The sequence below is a fragment of the Segatella sp. genome (assembly GCF_977051555.1).
On sequence record NZ_CDRSSE010000002.1, the window covers coordinates 118,082 to 136,990 of the forward strand.

At 45.6% G+C, this 18,909-nt stretch carries 5 protein-coding genes and 1 rRNA gene; 1 reads left to right on the top strand and 5 read right to left on the bottom strand.

Annotated elements, in window-relative coordinates:
- Positions 1-6: 6 nt before the first annotated feature.
- The 5 genes from ACWJAO_RS01090 to ACWJAO_RS01110 all read right to left on the bottom strand — a co-directional run bounded on the left by ACWJAO_RS01090 (position 7) and on the right by ACWJAO_RS01110 (position 16,927).
- A complete protein-coding gene (locus tag ACWJAO_RS01090) occupies positions 7-12,171 on the bottom strand; it encodes a hypothetical protein (protein WP_449138945.1) in 12,165 nt (4,054 codons plus the stop codon).
- Positions 12,172-12,184: 13 nt separating this feature from the next.
- Complete coding sequence (locus tag ACWJAO_RS01095; RefSeq protein WP_449138946.1) at positions 12,185-13,369, bottom strand: hypothetical protein; 1,185 nt, start codon at positions 13,367-13,369, stop codon at positions 12,185-12,187.
- A gap of 18 nt (positions 13,370-13,387) precedes the next feature.
- Positions 13,388-14,365 carry a hypothetical protein gene (locus ACWJAO_RS01100; RefSeq protein ID WP_449138947.1) on the bottom strand — a complete coding sequence of 326 codons (978 nt, stop codon included), beginning with the start codon at positions 14,363-14,365 and terminating at the stop codon, positions 13,388-13,390.
- Between the two features lie 85 nt (positions 14,366-14,450).
- Positions 14,451-16,295 carry a hypothetical protein gene (locus tag ACWJAO_RS01105; protein ID WP_449138948.1) on the bottom strand — a complete coding sequence of 615 codons (1,845 nt, stop codon included), beginning with the start codon at positions 16,293-16,295 and terminating at the stop codon, positions 14,451-14,453.
- Positions 16,296-16,309: 14 nt separating this feature from the next.
- Positions 16,310-16,927 (bottom strand): DUF3575 domain-containing protein, encoded by a 618-nt coding sequence (locus ACWJAO_RS01110; protein ID WP_449138949.1) that lies wholly within the window; start codon positions 16,925-16,927, stop codon positions 16,310-16,312.
- 1,645 nt (positions 16,928-18,572) lie between these two features.
- On the opposite strand from ACWJAO_RS01110, the gene ACWJAO_RS01115 reads away from it, so the two are divergent.
- A 16S ribosomal RNA gene (locus ACWJAO_RS01115) occupies positions 18,573-18,909 on the top strand; the annotation flags it as partial.

Here is an 18,909-nt window from a genome sequence, read left to right on the forward strand (position 1 = left end):
ATCCTTTTATTTAAGGGCTATCTTCTTTACGGCTATCTGTTTCCCGCCTCGTGTTACCTCTACGGCTACTGTTCCATTTACAGGTGAGCGAAGCTGTTCTGTATCAGATTTCGCCTGTTTCTGAAGCGCCAAGACACCTGAGGTTCCGTATATTCTGATGAGGTCGTTCTGTTTCAGTCCCTTTATCAGGATATGATAGTTGCCGCTAGAAATAATGGTGATGTCTGAATTCATGTCTGTCTCCTTGCGGTTGAAACTGATATTGAAGCGGTTGTTTATCTCCCCTGCTTGGGCAGCATAGAACGGATAGCTTCCTTCCTTCAGGTCTACCGCCTTACCGGTTTCCTTGTCCTTCAGCCATACGGTTTCATATTCGCTGGCATCGCAATCCTCAGGGATGCTGATGGTGTATTCACCTGCCTCCGGCAGACTGACTCCGATGTTCTGTTCTGCTTCGATACTTACGGCTGAAAGGAGTGAGTAGCGTCCACCGCTGCGGGTTGCGTAAATCTGCGGATTGCGACTCATCATCCATTTCACTCCGTCACTTCCCAGGTCGAAGTCCGATTTCGCCTCCTGAGCTGGTACGGTAGCTAGCTGTAGATGATCTTCAACTGTTGCCGTTTCGCTCCTTTTACTGATGGCGATATTGAGCATTCTGGCGTTTGAAGCGTACTCATCTCCATCCTTTCCGCTCGAATGTTTTACTCTTATCGTCTCCGTGTTGTCCAGCGTAGCGGTTTGAGTGAATATGGCGTCCATGGCAGGAATATAACCACTCGTTGTGCTGTTTGTGGCATCTGCATCGGTGTTGATGGCTGTATAGCCCTTCGTCTCATCGTAGGTGTAGATGACTCTGCCGTATTCCATATCGCCAAAGTTCATGGCGCAGAGGTAAGGCGAACCGAAGAGATTCCAACCCATGTTCTCCTTGTGGGTGAACTTCAAACCGCCGGCCTTGTTGTCCGACCATGGCTGTTGGTTGTTGTTCTGCTTCAAGGTGATATAGCCCTGCTTGTTGCTGTCCTGGCTTCCATCCTGCTCGTTGTACTCGTCTCCGTAGAAGCGTATGGTTATGTTTTCCTTACCGGCATCTACTCTGAAACCTATACTGCTGTTAATCTGGCTGTAGTTTACAGGTCCCCAACCTGAATCTGTGCCGAACTTAAAGTCGTAGTTGGCACGTTCTTCGGCATGGTATTGGTAGAAAGCAAGATCCTCCTTATGATCCTCTGTGCCTATAAAATCACACTTGGTGACATCGAACGGCATCATAAAGAGGTTGGTTCCTTTCTTCAGTTCTCTTTCTACCGCAAAGTTGTTGAGGGCAACATAACTGTTGTTTCCTCTCAAGCCGGAATGGTACTTCAGAAGCAGGAAGCCTGGGCTGAACGGATTCGTCTCTTTATAGAAATTGTTGTCTAGTATCAGCTCCTTATCCTTTTCCATGACGTAAACCACAGATTTACCATGTGGATAATCTGTATCAACTATGTTCTTGTCAGCTGTCAGATACCATGTTTCGAAACATCCGTTATCAACCTTGTCTCTGATGCGCTGATTGCCGGCAAGGTCATGGTTGTGCATAACCTTGTCGATGCATCCTTGGGTTTTGCTTACGTCTGTGTTAGCGTTGATGTTGACATTGTCTGTCTCGTCAAGCTGATATTTCCAATAGTCATCTTTCACATATTTATTATAGGTGATTACTGATGATCTGTTGGCAGCACTACCAGATGTTTCAGGTAATGCCTTTTCAGCTGTCACATTAACTGACTTCACATTATCCACGGTTCCTAATGCCAGACTGTTGTAGAGCATGCCATTTGCATCGCCAGATATGTTGCCATCTATGATAGAGGTCGATAGCATACTGTTACCCTTGAGACTGACGTTGCCCGAAATCTTGAAACCATCCACCAGACTCACCTTGCCGCTTCCTGTACCTTGATTGTCGATGGTCAGACCCTTAATAGATGACTGGGTTGAGGCTTCAATGATGCCTTTCCTTTGTCTTAAGAGATCCTTTACTACAGCCTGAATATTGGCTAAGGTGCTTAAGTCTGGAGCAGCCGAACTTGTTTCTCCGTTCATGGAACCATACATCTTTACGCCCGGCATATTGATGTTGATGTCCGTGGCTTGCAGGTTGCGGTCTACGAAGACGTAGCCATAACCTTCTTTCTTGTTGGCATAGAGTTCTGCCAGGCTGATGGCTCCCTTCAGGTCGTTACTTGGCGATTTCCAGTTTTCGCCCGTTCCGTTTATGGCGCTACTTGTATTCACGTAGATGATAGGTTGCATCTTGGCATCACACTCGTAAGCACCGATGTCGATGCTTTCGCCTATCAGACGGCTCGTGTTTGCCAAGTCCTTTTCTGAGGCAAAAATTGCAGCGTCATTTGCTCCCTTAAGCTTAGCCTTATCGATGTATTTGGTGTTATTACCTTTATTCATCAATAACAGACTTGGTCGTATTCTGTAATCCTCTTTATCAGGATTAACAAAGTTAGGACCTTTTAATACATCTCCATTTGCTACGCCATCAGCAATGACGACATTATTGTTTGTATTATTCTTGATGGAATTTGTTCCATTCTTCCATGCGATAGAATTATATACACTAGCAGTACCATCTATTGCCTGACCTTTATTTTTCACAAAGGTAACATTAACTAAATGCATGCCTTGTGAGTTGTTTAGCTTAATGGCATCATTATCTCCATCTGCAAAGAGAAGGTTCCACATTCGTGCGCCTAATTGGGCAGAATTATCGATATCTAACGCTATGCCTTTATTATGTCGGAAAGAACTGTGGTGAATAACCATTTCTTCTCCCGTTCCGCCATTTTCCTTATTTATCAAAGCCTTTACTCCCACGCCACTCTCATTGGTAAATGTGAAACCTGATAGGGTTACAGGCTTATCATTGGTGGTGATGTTGAGCAATACTTCGGTTTGTCCCTTCTTGGTAGGGTTTTCGATGAGTACAGATGGGTTACTGAAGTCTTGCTCTTCCTTACCGTTTATGTTTTTTCCGGTACATCCACCCACAATTTCCAGCGACTGTACGAAGCTTGCGTTCTCCCCCTTGTTTATGAAGAGGGTGAAGGCATCATTATTACCGGAATAGGTTGGTGAGTAGTAGGTGCCACCACGTACATACACTTTCTTGTGGGCATGAGTAGTTTCCTTGCCAGTAGCATTTGCCATGGCAATGATGGCACCACGCAAGTCAGTACTTTGATTATTCCAATCGCTGCCATCTCCTTTTCCCTTCTGCTCCGTACCAATATAAAGCTGGTCGCGGTCGGTGAGTTTGAATACGTACTGGAACTCGTACAAACCTATGTCAATAGGCTTGCTGCTTACCACACCATTCTCGTCTATCGGACCAACATAGCGCAGATAACTATCAGTAGCATCAGGATCAGAATAACGGACGTATTCTTCCGGATAACCATATTTGCGTAGACGAGTCAGATGAGCTTCCCACCATTTCTGGTATGCATCGGTTTTATTGGCATTGTTCTTATCACCCAAACCAGCATCCGTAAGCACAGAGATGGCTCTTGGATTCCACTGGTCTGACAAACTGTAGCCAGCATATCCCTTGGTGGTAGAAGGAGAAGCGAAGCACGGACCATTGACCGCCAGGTTATCTTTGCCCAACATGATGTTGCCATCTTCAGCAGTTGTACCATTGTTTAAGGTAGCAGGCAATTCATCCCAAGCGCAGTATTGCATGTGGTCTCTCTTCAGAGATTTGCTAGGATTCTGCGATTCATTACCCCAGATTACCGTATTATATAATATAGGTGTAATGGTGCTGCTTTCGTTTTCGATGTGGATAGCTCCATCCTGATTCGCCTTATTGTTGACGATGATGCTGTTTGTGATGTTGACATCGTGATAAGTTTCGGTCGTTCCGGCATCGCCAGCTCTGCGGATGTAGATGGCACCGCCAGTAGGAATACCGCTACTCTGAGAATTACCCGATGTGACATCGTTGTTGGCTATCAGCGAGTTGACGATATGCAAGTTTCCATTCTTCGAGTCTGTCAGGTAGAGATAGATGGCTCCACCCATTCCCGGATAGCTTTTAGCATTGGTGGCAGAAGCCTCTTCTGTGATGGCTCTGTTACCGCCGATGTAGCTGCCGATGATGTCGAAACTTGCGTTGTTGGCATAGATGGCTCCACCGTGCAGACCGGTATTCTTGATCAGACGGCAACGGTTCAGCGTATAGTGAACACGATCGGTGTAGATGGCTCCACCACGTCCAATCTCGTCCATCTCGCCACCTGTATTTTCATTGGTAGCAAGTTCTGTCATGGTTTCACCATTCATAATCGTAATACCATCGAGCACAACATTATCGTTTACATTTTCTGCAGAAGTTCCCGTAGTCTTCTTCCTGCTGTAAACCACATGATACACCTTTCGCTCCTTCTCAGATTCCTTGATGTCACCTGAGAAGATAGTTGGATTCTTAAACTCCCATGGGTCTATCAGTCCATTCTTGTTGTTGTCTGCCATGTGGTTCTTGTTGCGCTCACTCAGGATATCCTTGATTTTCATGTCAGGACGCAAGGTTATATTACCCAGGCTGGTAAAACTTTCTGTAGCAACAGTACCCTCCGGATCAGATGAGTAATTGTCTTCTACAGAGAAACTGCCATAGATATCTACGTTTACAGGAATAGTGAAACTCTGTAAACGGCGGTCCTTGTTGGTCTGTGCATTTGATACATCTTTTCTAATCTGACTAGGCTTATACGTTCCACCTGTCATCAGAATTTCGAAGTGAGTTACCTCTGTTGCCAGAGGACTACCCTCAGCAGGTTGCTTGCGAACCTCTTCGATATAGTCGAGTGCTGCATCCAAACTGTTGAAAGGCGTGAGGAATGAACGACCGTAGTATTTCTGTTTCAGTTCATCACTCACTTCCTCTCCACCTTCATTCGAAACAAAGAGGCGGGTTAGGAGTTTATCCTTGTTGATTTCCGGCAAATCGAGAGCGTATGCTCCCGCTGTCTGGCGCTTACTCAGATGTCTGGTGTTGCCCAGAATATCGTAGTTGGAAACACCATAGCTCTTCCAACCTTCGATGTATGCTGCATCTATACCATTACCAATCAAAGGTGAATAAGCACGGGGGTAGTAATATCCCTTGCTGGCGAAATAGGTATTCAAATCGCTGGTCATCTCCGTGTTCATCGCATTGGCAGGCAAATTCATCTTTTCAACGAAGCAGTAATCGTATGGATAGAATTGGGTTTGCAGCGTTGCATCCTGCAGGACATCTTCGTCTTTGAGTTCAGTATCACCACAACTAATGTTCTCAGCGCTGGCAGCTGAGTTGCCCCAAATCACAGAGTTACCGCTAATCAGCGCATAGTCCTCCTGGAAGATTCCACCACCTGCAGAAGTTGCCGTGTTGTCTGCAATGGTGCAGGAGATGACATAGGCATGATACTTCTTGGTATTGCTGGTGATCCGTGCAGCATAGATGGCACCACCATCTGTCGCAGAGTTTCTCGTGATGACGCTGCCGCTCACAATACCTCCCTTTAGGAGATAGAGCGCACCGCCCTTGGTTGCCTGACAGTCGGTAATCAGACAGTTGCGCACATGGGCACTTCTTGGTACGATGGCTGCACCTCCAATACTGTTATAACCTGTCTTTTCGGTTGCATTACCATCAATCAGTCGGCAGCCGTCTACCACGGCACGGTAGCCAACGGCATCTTTGAAGTAGGTGTCTATTTCTCCCGAAGGCCATTTGCCGAAGGTCACGGTGTGGTAACCGTTCACCTCCTGGGTAACGGTAGTTCCTTCTTTCACCTGAGTCTTGGCACTCAGTATGGTCTGATATCTGATACAGTCGCGCTGGTCCTTGTCCCAGTTGTAGGTGGTTGGATCCGGTACACCATTCTTCTGCGTACCCTCGTTGTATCCACCCATCAGCCATACTCCGTTAGGAATCAGGAAGGTATAGCTCTGTGGAACGGTCGGGTCAGCCAAGGTGTTGGCATGATAAACGAAACGGTTTCCGCTTTCGTCTGCCTCATAACCGGCTACCTTCACATAAACCTTTATTGCCTTGTCGTCGTCCTGGTTCTTGTTGTCGGCTCCGAGTTTCAGGTCTTTGTTTGCTTCTTTAAATTTCTCGCCAGCCTGGGTCAGCACGCTTTGCAGTTTATCAGCGCAGGCTGCGTTTTCCGGACTGTCGCCGCTACGGTTTCCGTAACCGTTCTGGGTTACGTAGTAAACGTAGGCTTCAACCTCACCTTCGCTGTTCTTCTTCTCCTGTGCCGTAATGTTGGCTGTATTATCTGCCTCGTAGGCACCGATATCAATCTGGCAGTCTTTGATACGGTCGGTATAGTCCATATCGGTTTCTGGAAGTTTGACTCCTGTTCCTACGTCGGTAGAACCGCCATTCAGACATTTGTTGCCTGTTAATCCATCCTTTTCGTTCAGGCGGAAGTTATTGGTAAGGCGGGCATTACGGAAGCGGAAAATTTCATCCTTTCCACTTTCGTAGGTCTTGTCTTCAAATGGGAAAGCCAGGTCCGTTCCGGTGAAGTTACCATTGCTTTCAAGGAATTTTTTGTTATCATCGCTACTGTTCATATAACAGTTGTGAGAAGGCTTCATCTTGTCCCATGCCAGGGAGTTTACCTGGTCTGCCACCTCCTTGTTTCCATTATGATTATCATAGATAAGACAATTGTAGAGTGAAAGCTGCGATGGAACTCCGGTGCTTTGGTCCTGCCAGTGATAGATGCCGGTGCCATATGCAGACATATTGTAGGCGATGGTGTTGTTGTAGAACTTGGCACTCTCCAGGAAAATGCCTCCACCATAACTTTGTGCTCCATTTCCACAACGGTTATTGGCAACAACCAGGTTGTAGCCCGTGCCTTGAATCATATAGGCACCTCCACCATAGTTTTCCTTATTGGTAGTCATGCTCAGGTTTCTGAGCAGGTAACTGTTCGAAATCTTGGAGTTTTCACCATCCATATACAAACCGCCACCACGGACACGGGATCCGTGATTAAAGTTGTTTACGATGATAAGATTCTCCAGTTCTACTCCTCTGAAAACACGCACACCGGCTCCTCCGTCACGGTTGGCATCTTTATAGTTGACGATGTAACCATGACGGATTGAGAAACCGTCCCATTTGGCATTCTTATATTCTACATACTTATCATCTGGGTATGTAGAGCCCGGATAGCGGTTGCTGTTTCCGCCCCATCTGTTACCGGTACCATCATTTGTCTGTGACCAGGTAGGTATGCAGACATCCGGCTGGTAGAGCACATAGTGGCGTTCTTGTGTCTTGTTGTTGATTAATTTCTTTGTATAATCATATTTAGAGCCGTCGTCAGATTTGCCTTCCTGATACCACATCTCTTTATCTCCGTTTTTGAAATAAACAGGCGATTCCTTGCGTATCTGGAGAATGGTTTCATATTTTGTTACGTCTAATCCCTGGTATTCCTTGCGTGCCGGAACATATTGGGAAAGGAGAGGATGGCGGTCGCTTTCGCCCGGATAACCCTCGTGAGGGAAACCGCCATAAACCTTTACGTTGTCTCTGATGACGAAACCTTTGTAGTCGGTATAGACACCTGCGCCAACCCAAACCACAACAGGCTCTTCGCCTGCTTTGAGATTCTTGTTCAGCTCTGCTGCTCTTTCTACGGCATATTGCAGACCGCTGATGTATTGCTCGTCTCTATTGTTCGTAATCGTATTATAATAGTTAGGCCAGTAACCGTCTTTATAACTGTTGCCGGAATTATCCCCCCAGAAATCTCCGTAGGAATCTGTTTTTTTTGAGCGATATTTACCTCCTGCCTGGCTATAATCCTTATTGTCAATAGTGGTGCTAAGCAGCGTTTTGTCACTCTGCTTTACATAGAACAGGTTGTTGTTTCTCGGCACATCCTTGTCGCACATGGCATTACCGATGATGGCTTTGTCCCATGAGGTTCCGTCATAATAAATGTCTGTATGCTTCAGCAGGTCAAAATCCGGCTTTCCATCCTGATCATCATAGTTGGCATTCTTGCCACTCGTATAATCCGTGTTGTAGGAACGCACGTAGATAATCTTGCCGGTCTTTGGCAGCAGTGCCTCATAGGCACCCAGGTCGGCTTCACCGCCTTGGTTGCGTTTATCGCCCAGAATGTCAGTCTCCAGCGGCGACGAAGGCACACTATTGATGATGACACCAGCCTGACTGGAACTGGTTAACGGACGGAACGATGCATAACCTCCGTAATAAACGTTTCCATTAATTTTGGCACCTATTTCCTTCGTTGGGTTCATAAAGTTGAGGGCGCCTTCTTTGCCAAGCGTGTTGAAATTCTCTTCCAGGCTGTTGTTGCATTCCGAATAATTCCATACGCCTCCCATTTTCAGCATGTTGCCAGCAGCAAAGGATGTTGCTTTCACCAGATTGTTAGCAGGTGCCACACCCACGTTGTTGACGATTGATACGTGGGTGAGCTTCAGCGTGTTGTTGCTCTTTTCTGCAGGATTCAGATAGATGATGGAAGGCTTGACAGATGTATCTTCGCTCGTATTGTTGTTCACAACGCAGTTTACCAGTTCCAGACTTACGTTCTCGGCATCCGGCATGGTAGAGATGGCTGCTCCGTTCATCGCCGTATTATCTTCGAAGATACAGTTTTCAAACTTCACGCTGGTCGCTGCTGTAGCATCATCCACACTTCCAATCAGAACTCCGCCGCCGTATGGCATATAAGCTGTACCTGCTGCATAGGCATGGGTAAAGGTGTAGCCGTTGATGGTTACACGGGCACCCGACTCGATGCGTACCAGGTGATAAAGTCCTTCGCTCAGAGTCGTACCGTTGATGTTGCCATTCAGTTCGGTACGGTGTTTGATAGGGTGGCGGTCTGTATCAGCAGGCTTTAGGTTGATTTCATATTTCGGATAAGCACCATACAGGTTGAGTGGGAGCACGGTAGGTTGGATGCGGAATGCACGTGATTTCGCATCGCTCTCTTCGTTCATATAAGCGATGGTTGGGGCAAAAGTGCCCGCACGGGAACAGATTTCAAACTGGTATTCGCTTTGGGCATCTATCTGATGCTTGGATTTGCTGCCGTTTTCTACCACATCCACCTCTTCGCCATCCTGGATGGTGGCAAGATATTCTATCAGTTCATCTACTGAAGCAGAGGTATAACTCTTTTTCCACGACTCGCCCGTACCATCCAGGATTTCCTGTGAACGGTCAAAATAGATGCGGAGGCGGTGGGTTGTTGTGTTCTTTTCGAACACCACATCGTGGTTTTCTGCCATATAGGCACCTATAGAAGGGACTGATTTGAATGGTTTTCCGCTCAAGTCTATCTGTGGCTGGTACAGATAGGCACTAGGCAGCAGCGTAAAGCTGATACCCTCGTTGCGCAGGCGGGTTCCTTTGTAGAGTTCCCAATAGTAGTTGATTTCGGTAAGCGAACCGATTACTCCTCGTTTCGTGTCGAAATCATCTTTGCTGGTAAATGGAGAGCCTGCTTTGCCCATCACGAATCCCTTACCTGAATAATAGTTGTTGATGGAGAGGGTTCCGGTCTGATAGGTGTCATTCCATGATGCAGCACTTACGTCAGAGATGGCGTTGTTGTAGAACTGTACGCCCTCCTTGCTAGGGTTGGCAGCATAAACCTGTGCCTTGGAGGCTGATGAACTCTGGGGCAATGAGTTATTCCAAAGTATGTTGTTTGCCAGCAGTCCCTTTTCCTTGATGTAGACACCACCCGTATAGGAGGCATCCTGGTCGGCAACATCCGAGGTGTTGTCGGTATAGTTGTTGGTGATGGTATTGTTGATGACCAGTCCGCGGCCGTCTACATAGACAGCACCGTTTCGGGTACTGGTATTGTTGCTGATGACGGAGGTGGAAAGAATCTGATAGTAGGCAGGACCTGATACGCTGCCTTGCAGATAAACACCCGCTCCCAGATTGGCAGAGCAGTTGGTAACCATGCTTCGGGTTACGTAGCCGGCTTCATCAATATAGATACCTCCGCCCTGATAAGCCGAGCAGTTATATACCAGGTTACCCTCGGTCATACCGTTCTTACAGTAGATTCCGCCACCTTTTGGAGTCTGGGATGGAGTCTTTGTGGCGCCCGGATTACAGTAGCGGACTGTACAATAACGCATCTTGGCGTTGGCATCGTTGATATAGACACCAGCGCCATACTGTGGCTCGTAAATTTCATCATCTTGTTGCTGATAGCTACCTCCCTCTATGGTGAAACCTTCCAGATATACGTTGTCGGAGAAAGCCTTACCGCCTGGCAGAGGGGCAAACCAGACTACATGCGAGGAACTGCTCTTTATGTTCCATGCTTCATCGTTCTCGCTCCAGGAGGCATCCTTCCTGTTGAATCCGTTGGCTTTGAGGATGGTTTCGTGTTTCCAACCCCATGGCTTCAGATCAACTGATGCGGCAATGCGCTGAGCACGTGTTGTTTCTCCTCCGGCAAAGGCACCATAAACGCTGATGCCGTCTTTCATGAGGAGGGAGGTTGGTGAACCCGTAGAAGAATCGATGCGCTTGGTTACCATGTAGGTACCTTCGGCTACCCAGACTTCGCCTTTTGTACCCTTGTCATCTGCCAGCGAGTTGATGGCGTCCTGAATGTCGCCCATGGCATCATCCCAGGAGGTTCCCTTACCGGTTCCGTTTACTTTCACATATCTGATTCTTCCCTCCATGAGTCGTTCATACTCATAGGCACCGATGTCGATGCTGTTGCTTTCATAGCGCTGCTTGCCCATGACGTCGGTAGATTTCTTTTCAATATCAGTATCCTCGATATATTTCTTGTAATATTCAAGGTTTCCTTTACCCAGCAGGGCTGAGGTCTCCTCGAAGGCGAACGAGGTGTAGATGAGACGGGTAAGTTTCTGGAAAGAGTAGTCATAACCTAGGGAAACTACGCTCTGCGTAAACCAGGCTGCCGGCTCGGTAGAGTGGTTCTGGCTGCTGATGCGCACGTTGCCATTAGCATCGGTATGGCTCGTTTCGTTGGTTACCTTTACATCGGTCATGGCACAGTTGTAGAAGGCAGGACGGGTATCCGCCTTGCTGACAGCGGTGGAATGCCAGAGTACGGTATTGTAAACGGCTCCGCCTCCGTTGTTTGAAGTGCGGGCTGCATTTACCAGGTCTACTGCTGATACGGTGTTTGCCACAACCGAGCAGTTGATGATTTTTGAGGTAGCCGACAGGCGTACTCCACCATTGGTGTTGTTGTTGATGTTGGTATTGTAGATGGTTACCGTTCCGTCTGCCCAGATTCCGGCTCCTTCGTTGTCGCTGGCTCCTCGCCGGCCTGCCACATTATTGAAGAGACCGCAATAGCTGATGGAAGATAGCGGATTGGTGCATGATGCATCCACATAGATGGCACCGCCTCGCATTGCAAAGTTGTTGGCTATGTTGCATTGGGTAATCTGGAAAGCGCGTTTGTCGGCATTGCTGTCGTCGCTTCTGCTGCTTTTGTTCACCACGTAGATACCGCCACCTCTTCCGTCTGGGGCTGTAACTTTACCTTGGGCATTACCGGCTCCGATCTGGAAACCGGAAACGATGGTTGGGGCGCTGTTGGCGTTGGGGTTGTTATCGGTTACGCCAATGTTAAGGGTCAGAACATGGGTGGAGTTATCTGTTCGGGTTGGGTTCTCCGGATAGATAATCTGCTCCTTGTTCGCCTCGTCGTTTTTGTTGATGTCGCCTATCAGCGTAGTGAGGTAGGTCATCTGAAATTTGTGTTTTCCTGTGCCCCGTTTGTCTTTGCTGGTTTCTGTTCCTTCGAAACCTCCATACATGGCAACGCCCGAAGGGAGAACGAAACCTTCCTTCGGAGCCACGTAGATATTTTCTAAGGTTGTGGTCTTATAGCCTTTTACCCAGATTTCGTCGGTTGCCTTGGCTTTGCTCAATGCCTCAATTAATGGAATCGCCTTTTCCCATGATGAGCCGTCACCGCCTGTTGTTGCCTTTGCAGTTACTCGATAAATCTTTCCCTGTGCAAACAGCTGGCAGGTGCAGCTCAGGAGGATGAGGGCTGCTATGATTTTCCTGTATGTTGTATGATGTATTTTCATGCTGAAAAGAGTTTTATATATTGAAATTGTTGATCGTGATATCTGAAGTGCTGCCCAGTTGGGTGCCCTTGATGGTTACGTTTATCTTGTACCAGCGGGCTGGGATAAAACCATCTTTCAGATTGCTCATGTCAAATGTCACGTTGTATATCTTGTTCCCTGCCGTTCCTTCTTTCTCTGTATCAAGCTGGAAGGTGATGCGAGGAGGATTGGTTCCGTCTGGGAAGGTATAATGATATACCCGTCCGTTGCGCTTGCTGATTTCTGAGGTGTTCACAAAGGTTGTGTGGCCGCTTACCGAAGTCTTGGAAGTTACTTCCTTGTAAAGGGTAGGGAAGAGTCTTCCGCATCCTGCATCAGCTTTCGTTGTTCCCTTCGGTTCTCCGTGATAAGTAAACTGGGTTACTTTCACGTTTGTATATTTCAGATTTCCGTCGTTGTCCTTTTCGTAGGCTCCCTTGGCATCCCATTGGATGTCTATCTTGGCAGCCAATCTGCCCAGTACCATGCGCCAGTATTGTTTGGTGTTGATATTGGCATTGATGTTCTGTTCTACTTTTATTTCGCGCTCATCGGTAAGAATTTGCGTCTCTGGGTCCAGCTTGAGCGCATATCCTGTGGCTACGCTGATAAACTTGGCTATGTCTACGGCTCCGTCTTTATGAGCATAGTCGTTGCTAATCTGTAATTTGTAGATATCCTCGTTGCGGTTTGTGCCGTCTTCTGTTATCTTGTTCAGTTCCCCCTCCAGATCCAGCCCTTCTCCGTTACTGTAGGTAACCCCATAAACGCAACAGGTGCCTAGCGGCAGATACATCGTATAGGTGCGAAAGCCGTTGGCATCAGGTCCTGATAGGGTTGAGGTGGAATGGGTGACGAGTTTTCCCCGGTCGAATTCTTCCTTGGTATAGGTATCGTAATATACCATTTTCTGGGGTGCGGCATCGTGTATTTCGTCGCCTTGGGTCTTTTCCTTATAGGCAACGATGATGGTGAGCCGGTCCCAGTCCACCTTGTCGTTGGTGTCTGCTCCAGGATCTCCAGCGCGTGTGTTTGTCTTATCATCTGGCACAGAGAGGGTGAGCGAGATAGGTGCCAACGTGTCCATCGGTCTTACCTCGTTCTTTTCGCTTTCGCTGCATCCTGCCAGCATGATAAGCGATAGTATCGCAAATATGTATTTCGTAATATGATTCATGTATCAATTCTTTTTTACTTAAATGTCAATATCGTGGCTTCCGCCTGGTTTCCAGTCGAGTTTCACGCTCACTCCTACTGATGCATTGGTAACAACCAGCGAACCGTCGGCTTTGAGTTTCGCCTTAATCAGCTTCAGTCTTCCGGCTTTCAGCGGCTCGTTCAGCGTGAGAATGGTTTCTGTATATTTGCCGTTTACCTTGGCTATGATGTGGAAGCGCCATTCTGCTTTGCTGGATGGAAAACTTACGGCATAGAGCGCATCGTGAGTCTGGGCTGAGGCTGTTGAGGCTTCGTTGATTCGCTTGGCTCTCACGATGGTGTTTCGGGATGTTGAGTAAATACTGTCGTTTACGAGAAAGTGGGTTGCCATTCCTTCTACGAATCCCCAGAGTTCGGCAGGTTTCACTTCTTGCTGGTTGATGACTACCGCTGCAGCACAGTTTGCCATATAGAGGGTGGTCTGCAAATCGTGGTCGAAATCATCCTCGTTGATGGTGAGCCGGGAAGTGAACAGACCTATGTTGTGGCTGTCGATGGTATCTTTCTGCTCCTGTTCCAGGGCGAGAGCCTTGCAGTCATTTGCTCCTGTAATCTTCACGTTTCTGGCGTTTCCGGTATTGGCGAGCGACAGGTTCTGGTAGTTGTTGCGAGGCAGATAGATGGTGTAGGATACCGAGTTGGCATTCATGATGTTAGCTTCGTGACGGTAGAGGTCTTTTCCGATAAAGAAAGACAAATCATTGTCAAGGGCATGGTCGGTGAAGACTGTGCCGAGTTCCTGTTTCAGTCTGTTGGCGATGTATTGCTCCTCGGTGGTGTTGAGGTCAATGTCTATGAGGGTATGAATCTGTGTATGGAGTACCAGATTATACTTGATCTTATAGTCTTTGCCACACTTGCTCATGTCTTCATTGATGCATGAAGACAATCCGAAAGCGATGCTCAAAGTCATCAGAGCTATCAGAAATATTCTATATGATTCTTTCTTTCTCATTTTCCGTCCTTTATTAGGATTATAAACAGCGAAATTTACCCTACTGAGCTTTCGTAACTTGCGAAAGCTCAGTAAGGTAGAATGATTAAATATCTACATTAAATGTAATACCAGACTTCCAGTCAAGATCTACTGCGAGACCTACGTTGATGCCTGATGTTCTGAGGTCAGGAATACAGTTGTATGCGCTCTTTAAATCTTTGATCTTAAAGTTGGCAGTTGTAACATAGTCCTGAACGAATACGCGATTCACACTATTAGGATTTGTAAGTCCATTCGTGTTTGGATTTAACTGACCTACAAGATAGAACTTAGTATCCTTCTGGATGATACCATCTTTTCCGTAGAAGGCTTGTCCTGAATTGTTCTCTAACTCTATGGTTACATATACTGGACTTTGTGTATCTGACTTCTTGTTGTCAAAGACAAGCGTATAGTTTGCGTTTGATGCAGAAGTTTCGTTCTTGGCTACCATAGAACCATTCATCACTTTGTCATATATGGTGTTAGCGAATGACTCTGTAGATACTGGGTCATACTTCCAATCTACTGAAGCAGGCTGACCGCCAATCAAGATGCCTGTTACTTTAAAACCATCTGTAGGAACCGAAATCTGCTGGTCTGTATTGGAACCTCCAATCTGCTTAGCGTTATCTTCAAGAGTAGCAGCATCACATCTTATTGTTGATTTCAACACAGCCACGCTGTACTGTACAGGGTCTTTCAAACCTACGGTTTTGGTTGTATTTGCAACGGCATTTTCTGTAAAGTTAGTCTTTGCGTTCCATGCTGTTTGTGTATTTTGGATCCAATCATTGCATGTAGGGAATTCGCTCAGATTGGACATGTCTTTATCAGAAACCATAGTTGTTGTATTTACAAAATACGACAGTTCTGCTGGATAGCAAATCTTTTGGTAATTGATAGAGTTACCAGTACCGATGATTACGTTATTAGGAGCATTGTAAGCAAATTTACTCTCTCCTTCAATCCAACTTAAGGAAGCAACACCATCAGGCAGGTTGAACTTTCCTGGGAAGTCAATGCTACTTATATCTACTAAAGCTGCTTCGCATTTATCGTAAATCTCTTTAGTTAATTTTCTTTCTGCAGGGATGGTTGGTTCTCCAGTCTCACCCACCAATGCAGTTTTGAGGTTCTTGATAAATTCAACGACAGATGTTTTCGAGCCTGCTTTTAGATGCGTGAACTCGTTGTAACGCGCAGCTAAAAATTTCTTCTCGTTTTCTGTTAACCAGGAAGGGAGGGTTGTTTCGTTACCAATTGCTGCCCAGGTATAATCTGTTCCATCTGTAACCTTAGCATTGGCAATAGCATTCAATGCATTGATGATTTTTTTAGCATCATCATCTATTGTAAAATCAGCCGTGCTATTGATTGCAGTTAACTCATGTGATAAGTTTGTAAGAACTTTCTCGGTAGTTTTTGTTCCTACATCTGTAATCTTACCTGCCTGGAAGTCTGTGTCTCCACTCTTCCTGGTAGCTCTACCATAGAAAAGCATGTGGTTAGTTCCTACAGGAATCTCAATGTCACGGTAGAGTTTACTGTATTCATTATGAGCGTATGCATTGGCGTCTGTACCGATTTCAATGATTCTTGTAGCTTCTGTGTTTCCTGTTGTTGAAGGATCTCCGTTGAAAGTCAGCAGAACGATGTCTGAAATGCCACGGAAAGGCTTGCCACTTTGCTGAGTCATCTCATCGGTCATACGAGTTACCTTTTTTGCCTGGTTAGTCGAAGAGTTACCACCATAAGGAATGTTTATGGCGAACTGGGTCTTTACAACCTGTCCTGTCGCACCGGAACCACCTGTTGGCTCAATTGAATCTGAAGAGCAGGAAACCATTCCTGCTGCACTTGCAAGAAGCATCGTACTTGCAAAGCTAAAAAATCTGAACTTCTTCATAGTCAAGTTATATTTTATTTGTTTTTATTTGTTTTCTCTGTCTGCCCGATGTTGTAAACCAGCGATACTGCCACCTTGGTTGGCATAACGAAGGTTTTCGTCTTCTTCTCAATGGCGGTGGCGCATCTGCCATAACAGTTGTATTTGGTATAGCGTGTGATTCCCAATCCCAAACCAACAGCCGCCTCCAGATTCCAACGGTTTTCCTTGTCGAGTGCCCAGTCGTAACCATATACTACGCCTAGGGCTCCCAAGTCGCCTTGGAACCTATGCTTTTTGAGATCTGGAAAAAGACCCAGTGGGAGGTGTACACCACCCGCATTGTAATGTGAGTAGAGTAAATTGGCTCCAAAGAAGTGCCCCCGGAACGGGCTGTCGAGCCAATATCGCATCTCTGTTTGTACGGCAATGTGCTTCACTTTCTTGTTCTTGCGAAAAGTAAATGGGTTCCAACCTGTGGATAGGTCCAGCGACCAGTGGTCTGATAACCTCTTTTCCACTCCAATATTAGGTGTTGTGGTAGCCCAGTATGCTAAGTTCGTTTTCAAGCGCCAGTCTTGTGCTGATGCTGGTGTAATGAATAGTGCTGAAACAAGAAAGAGCAACATGCGCTGTCCTTTGTCTGTCTTCATTCGCTTCTGTATTATTTGTTTATAGAAAAAGTGTTTATTATACTGTTTCCTATTTTCTGTTTTTGATATTAATCTAATTATACGTCATTATAATCTTTGCCACAAAAATAGCGAAAATGGCGCAAAAAGACTTTCAAAAAAAGAAAAAATAGCTTTGATTTAAGCTCCTTTAACTATAAATTTATAAATCCATCAATTTTTACCCCCCCCCATTTCACCAATTTTTACATTTATCATTCGCTTTATTTTGAATGCAAAGATACGTCTTTTCCCTTTTCTACCTATGCGATTTGTGCGATTTGCGTGGATTCGGGAAATAAAGTGCGAAAAATATCATGGAATCATTCAGAAGAATATCTCCGAAGAATACGAAATTATCTCCGAAAGATAGCGGAATATCTCCGAAGAATACGAAATTATCTCCGAAAGATAGCAGAATATCTTCGAAGGATAAACCCAGAAAACAAATGTAGGGAATCCGATGGCGAAGATATGGAAACTGGGGTGTGGTGGCGAGGTGAAGGGTGAAGGGTATATTTTAAATCTTATATTATATTCTTTTTTTAGGGTTTTTCCGATTTTTGACCCTAGGGTACTTTTTTGATTTTACCCTTTTTTCCTTTACCCACGCGTACATATATAAAATAGAGTTTTCAAACCTTCACCCTTCACCTTTTTATTTAACATTTTGAGTGTCAAATAGTTACGGGTGAAGGGTGGTGAAGGGTGTTTTTTGCTTTTTATAAACATATTTTAAGGGTTTAGCCTGTTTTTACATATTTTAGCGTTTGTTTTCGATTCAGAAAGGGGTATCTTTTTTTTAGAGGTTCCTCTTTTTTTTGTGATCTCTTTCTACAGAAATCTATTAGAATCCAAGTCTAATCTGTATCCCTGATGTATAAGCCGTTAAAATATTATCAGCGAAATAAAGTTAATGGCTATGGATAAGCGTAAATTTCTAAATATAAAGTAATGTGAAATTATTAGCAATTTTCTTCAAGTTTCGTCCCACACGCCCTTTCAAAGTGTGTGGTGCAAACTTACGAAAGCTCAGTTATTAACAATCATTAGCAATTTTTTTCTTCAAGTTTTGTCCCACACGCCCTGTTTTGTCCCACACGCCCTTTACCTTTCCCTTCGGCCGGTGACCGTTGGTTCAGGGCGTGTGGGGCGAAACTTCAGTAACAGGGCGTGTGGGGCGAAACTTCAGTAACCAATATTTATTGTGCGCTTGCGTATACGCCTAGGTGTCTGCACTAGCAGGAGCATATATATAATAATGTAAACAGCAAAAATCTATTGTGTAAAATCTTTATAAGTGTTAAAAATCGGCTAAAATCTCAACTTTTTTGCGAAAAGATTTGGTGGAAAGGAAAATAGTTAGTACTTTTGCACTCGCTTTTGAGAAATACGGTTTCTCTTAGCGATTAAAGAAAGAGTTCTTTGAAAGATTTTACATAAACAGACAAGTAGTACAAGAAGCGGTTAACTTCTTAGAAATAAGAAAGTTGACTGGGTAAAAGAAACGAACCGTCAAGTAATTGACAAGTCAGGTTTACTAAGCTTCAATAAACGAAAAGGATATTCGTCCTAAGTACAGACAACAAACAAACCAAGCCGCAAGGCTAGGTAAAAATGATATTTTACAATGGAGAGTTTGATCCTGGCTCAGGATGAACGCTAGCTACAGGCTTAACACATGCAAGTCGAGGGGAAACGATATTGGAAGCTTGCTTCCGATAGGCGTCGACCGGCGCACGGGTGAGTAACGCGTATCCAACCTGCCCACCACTTGGGGATAACCTTGCGAAAGTAAGACTAATACCCAATGACGTCCATAGAAGACATCTGAAATGGATTAAAGATTTATCGGTGATGGATGGGGATGCGTCTGATTAGCTTGTTGGCGGGGTAACGGCCCACCAAGGCTACGATCAGTAGGGGTTCTGAGAGGAAGGTCCCCCACATTGGAACTGAGACAC

Bases quoted from the DNA above. Each gene is read 5' to 3' on its own strand.
- ACWJAO_RS01090 (WP_449138945.1), bottom strand. From the start codon at position 12,171: ATGAAAATACATCATACAACATACAGGAAAATCATAGCAGCCCTCATC.
- ACWJAO_RS01095 (WP_449138946.1), bottom strand. From the start codon at position 13,369: ATGAATCATATTACGAAATACATATTTGCGATACTATCGCTTATCATG.
- ACWJAO_RS01100 (WP_449138947.1), bottom strand. From the start codon at position 14,365: ATGAGAAAGAAAGAATCATATAGAATATTTCTGATAGCTCTGATGACT.
- ACWJAO_RS01105 (WP_449138948.1), bottom strand. From the start codon at position 16,295: ATGAAGAAGTTCAGATTTTTTAGCTTTGCAAGTACGATGCTTCTTGCA.
- ACWJAO_RS01110 (WP_449138949.1), bottom strand. From the start codon at position 16,927: ATGAAGACAGACAAAGGACAGCGCATGTTGCTCTTTCTTGTTTCAGCA.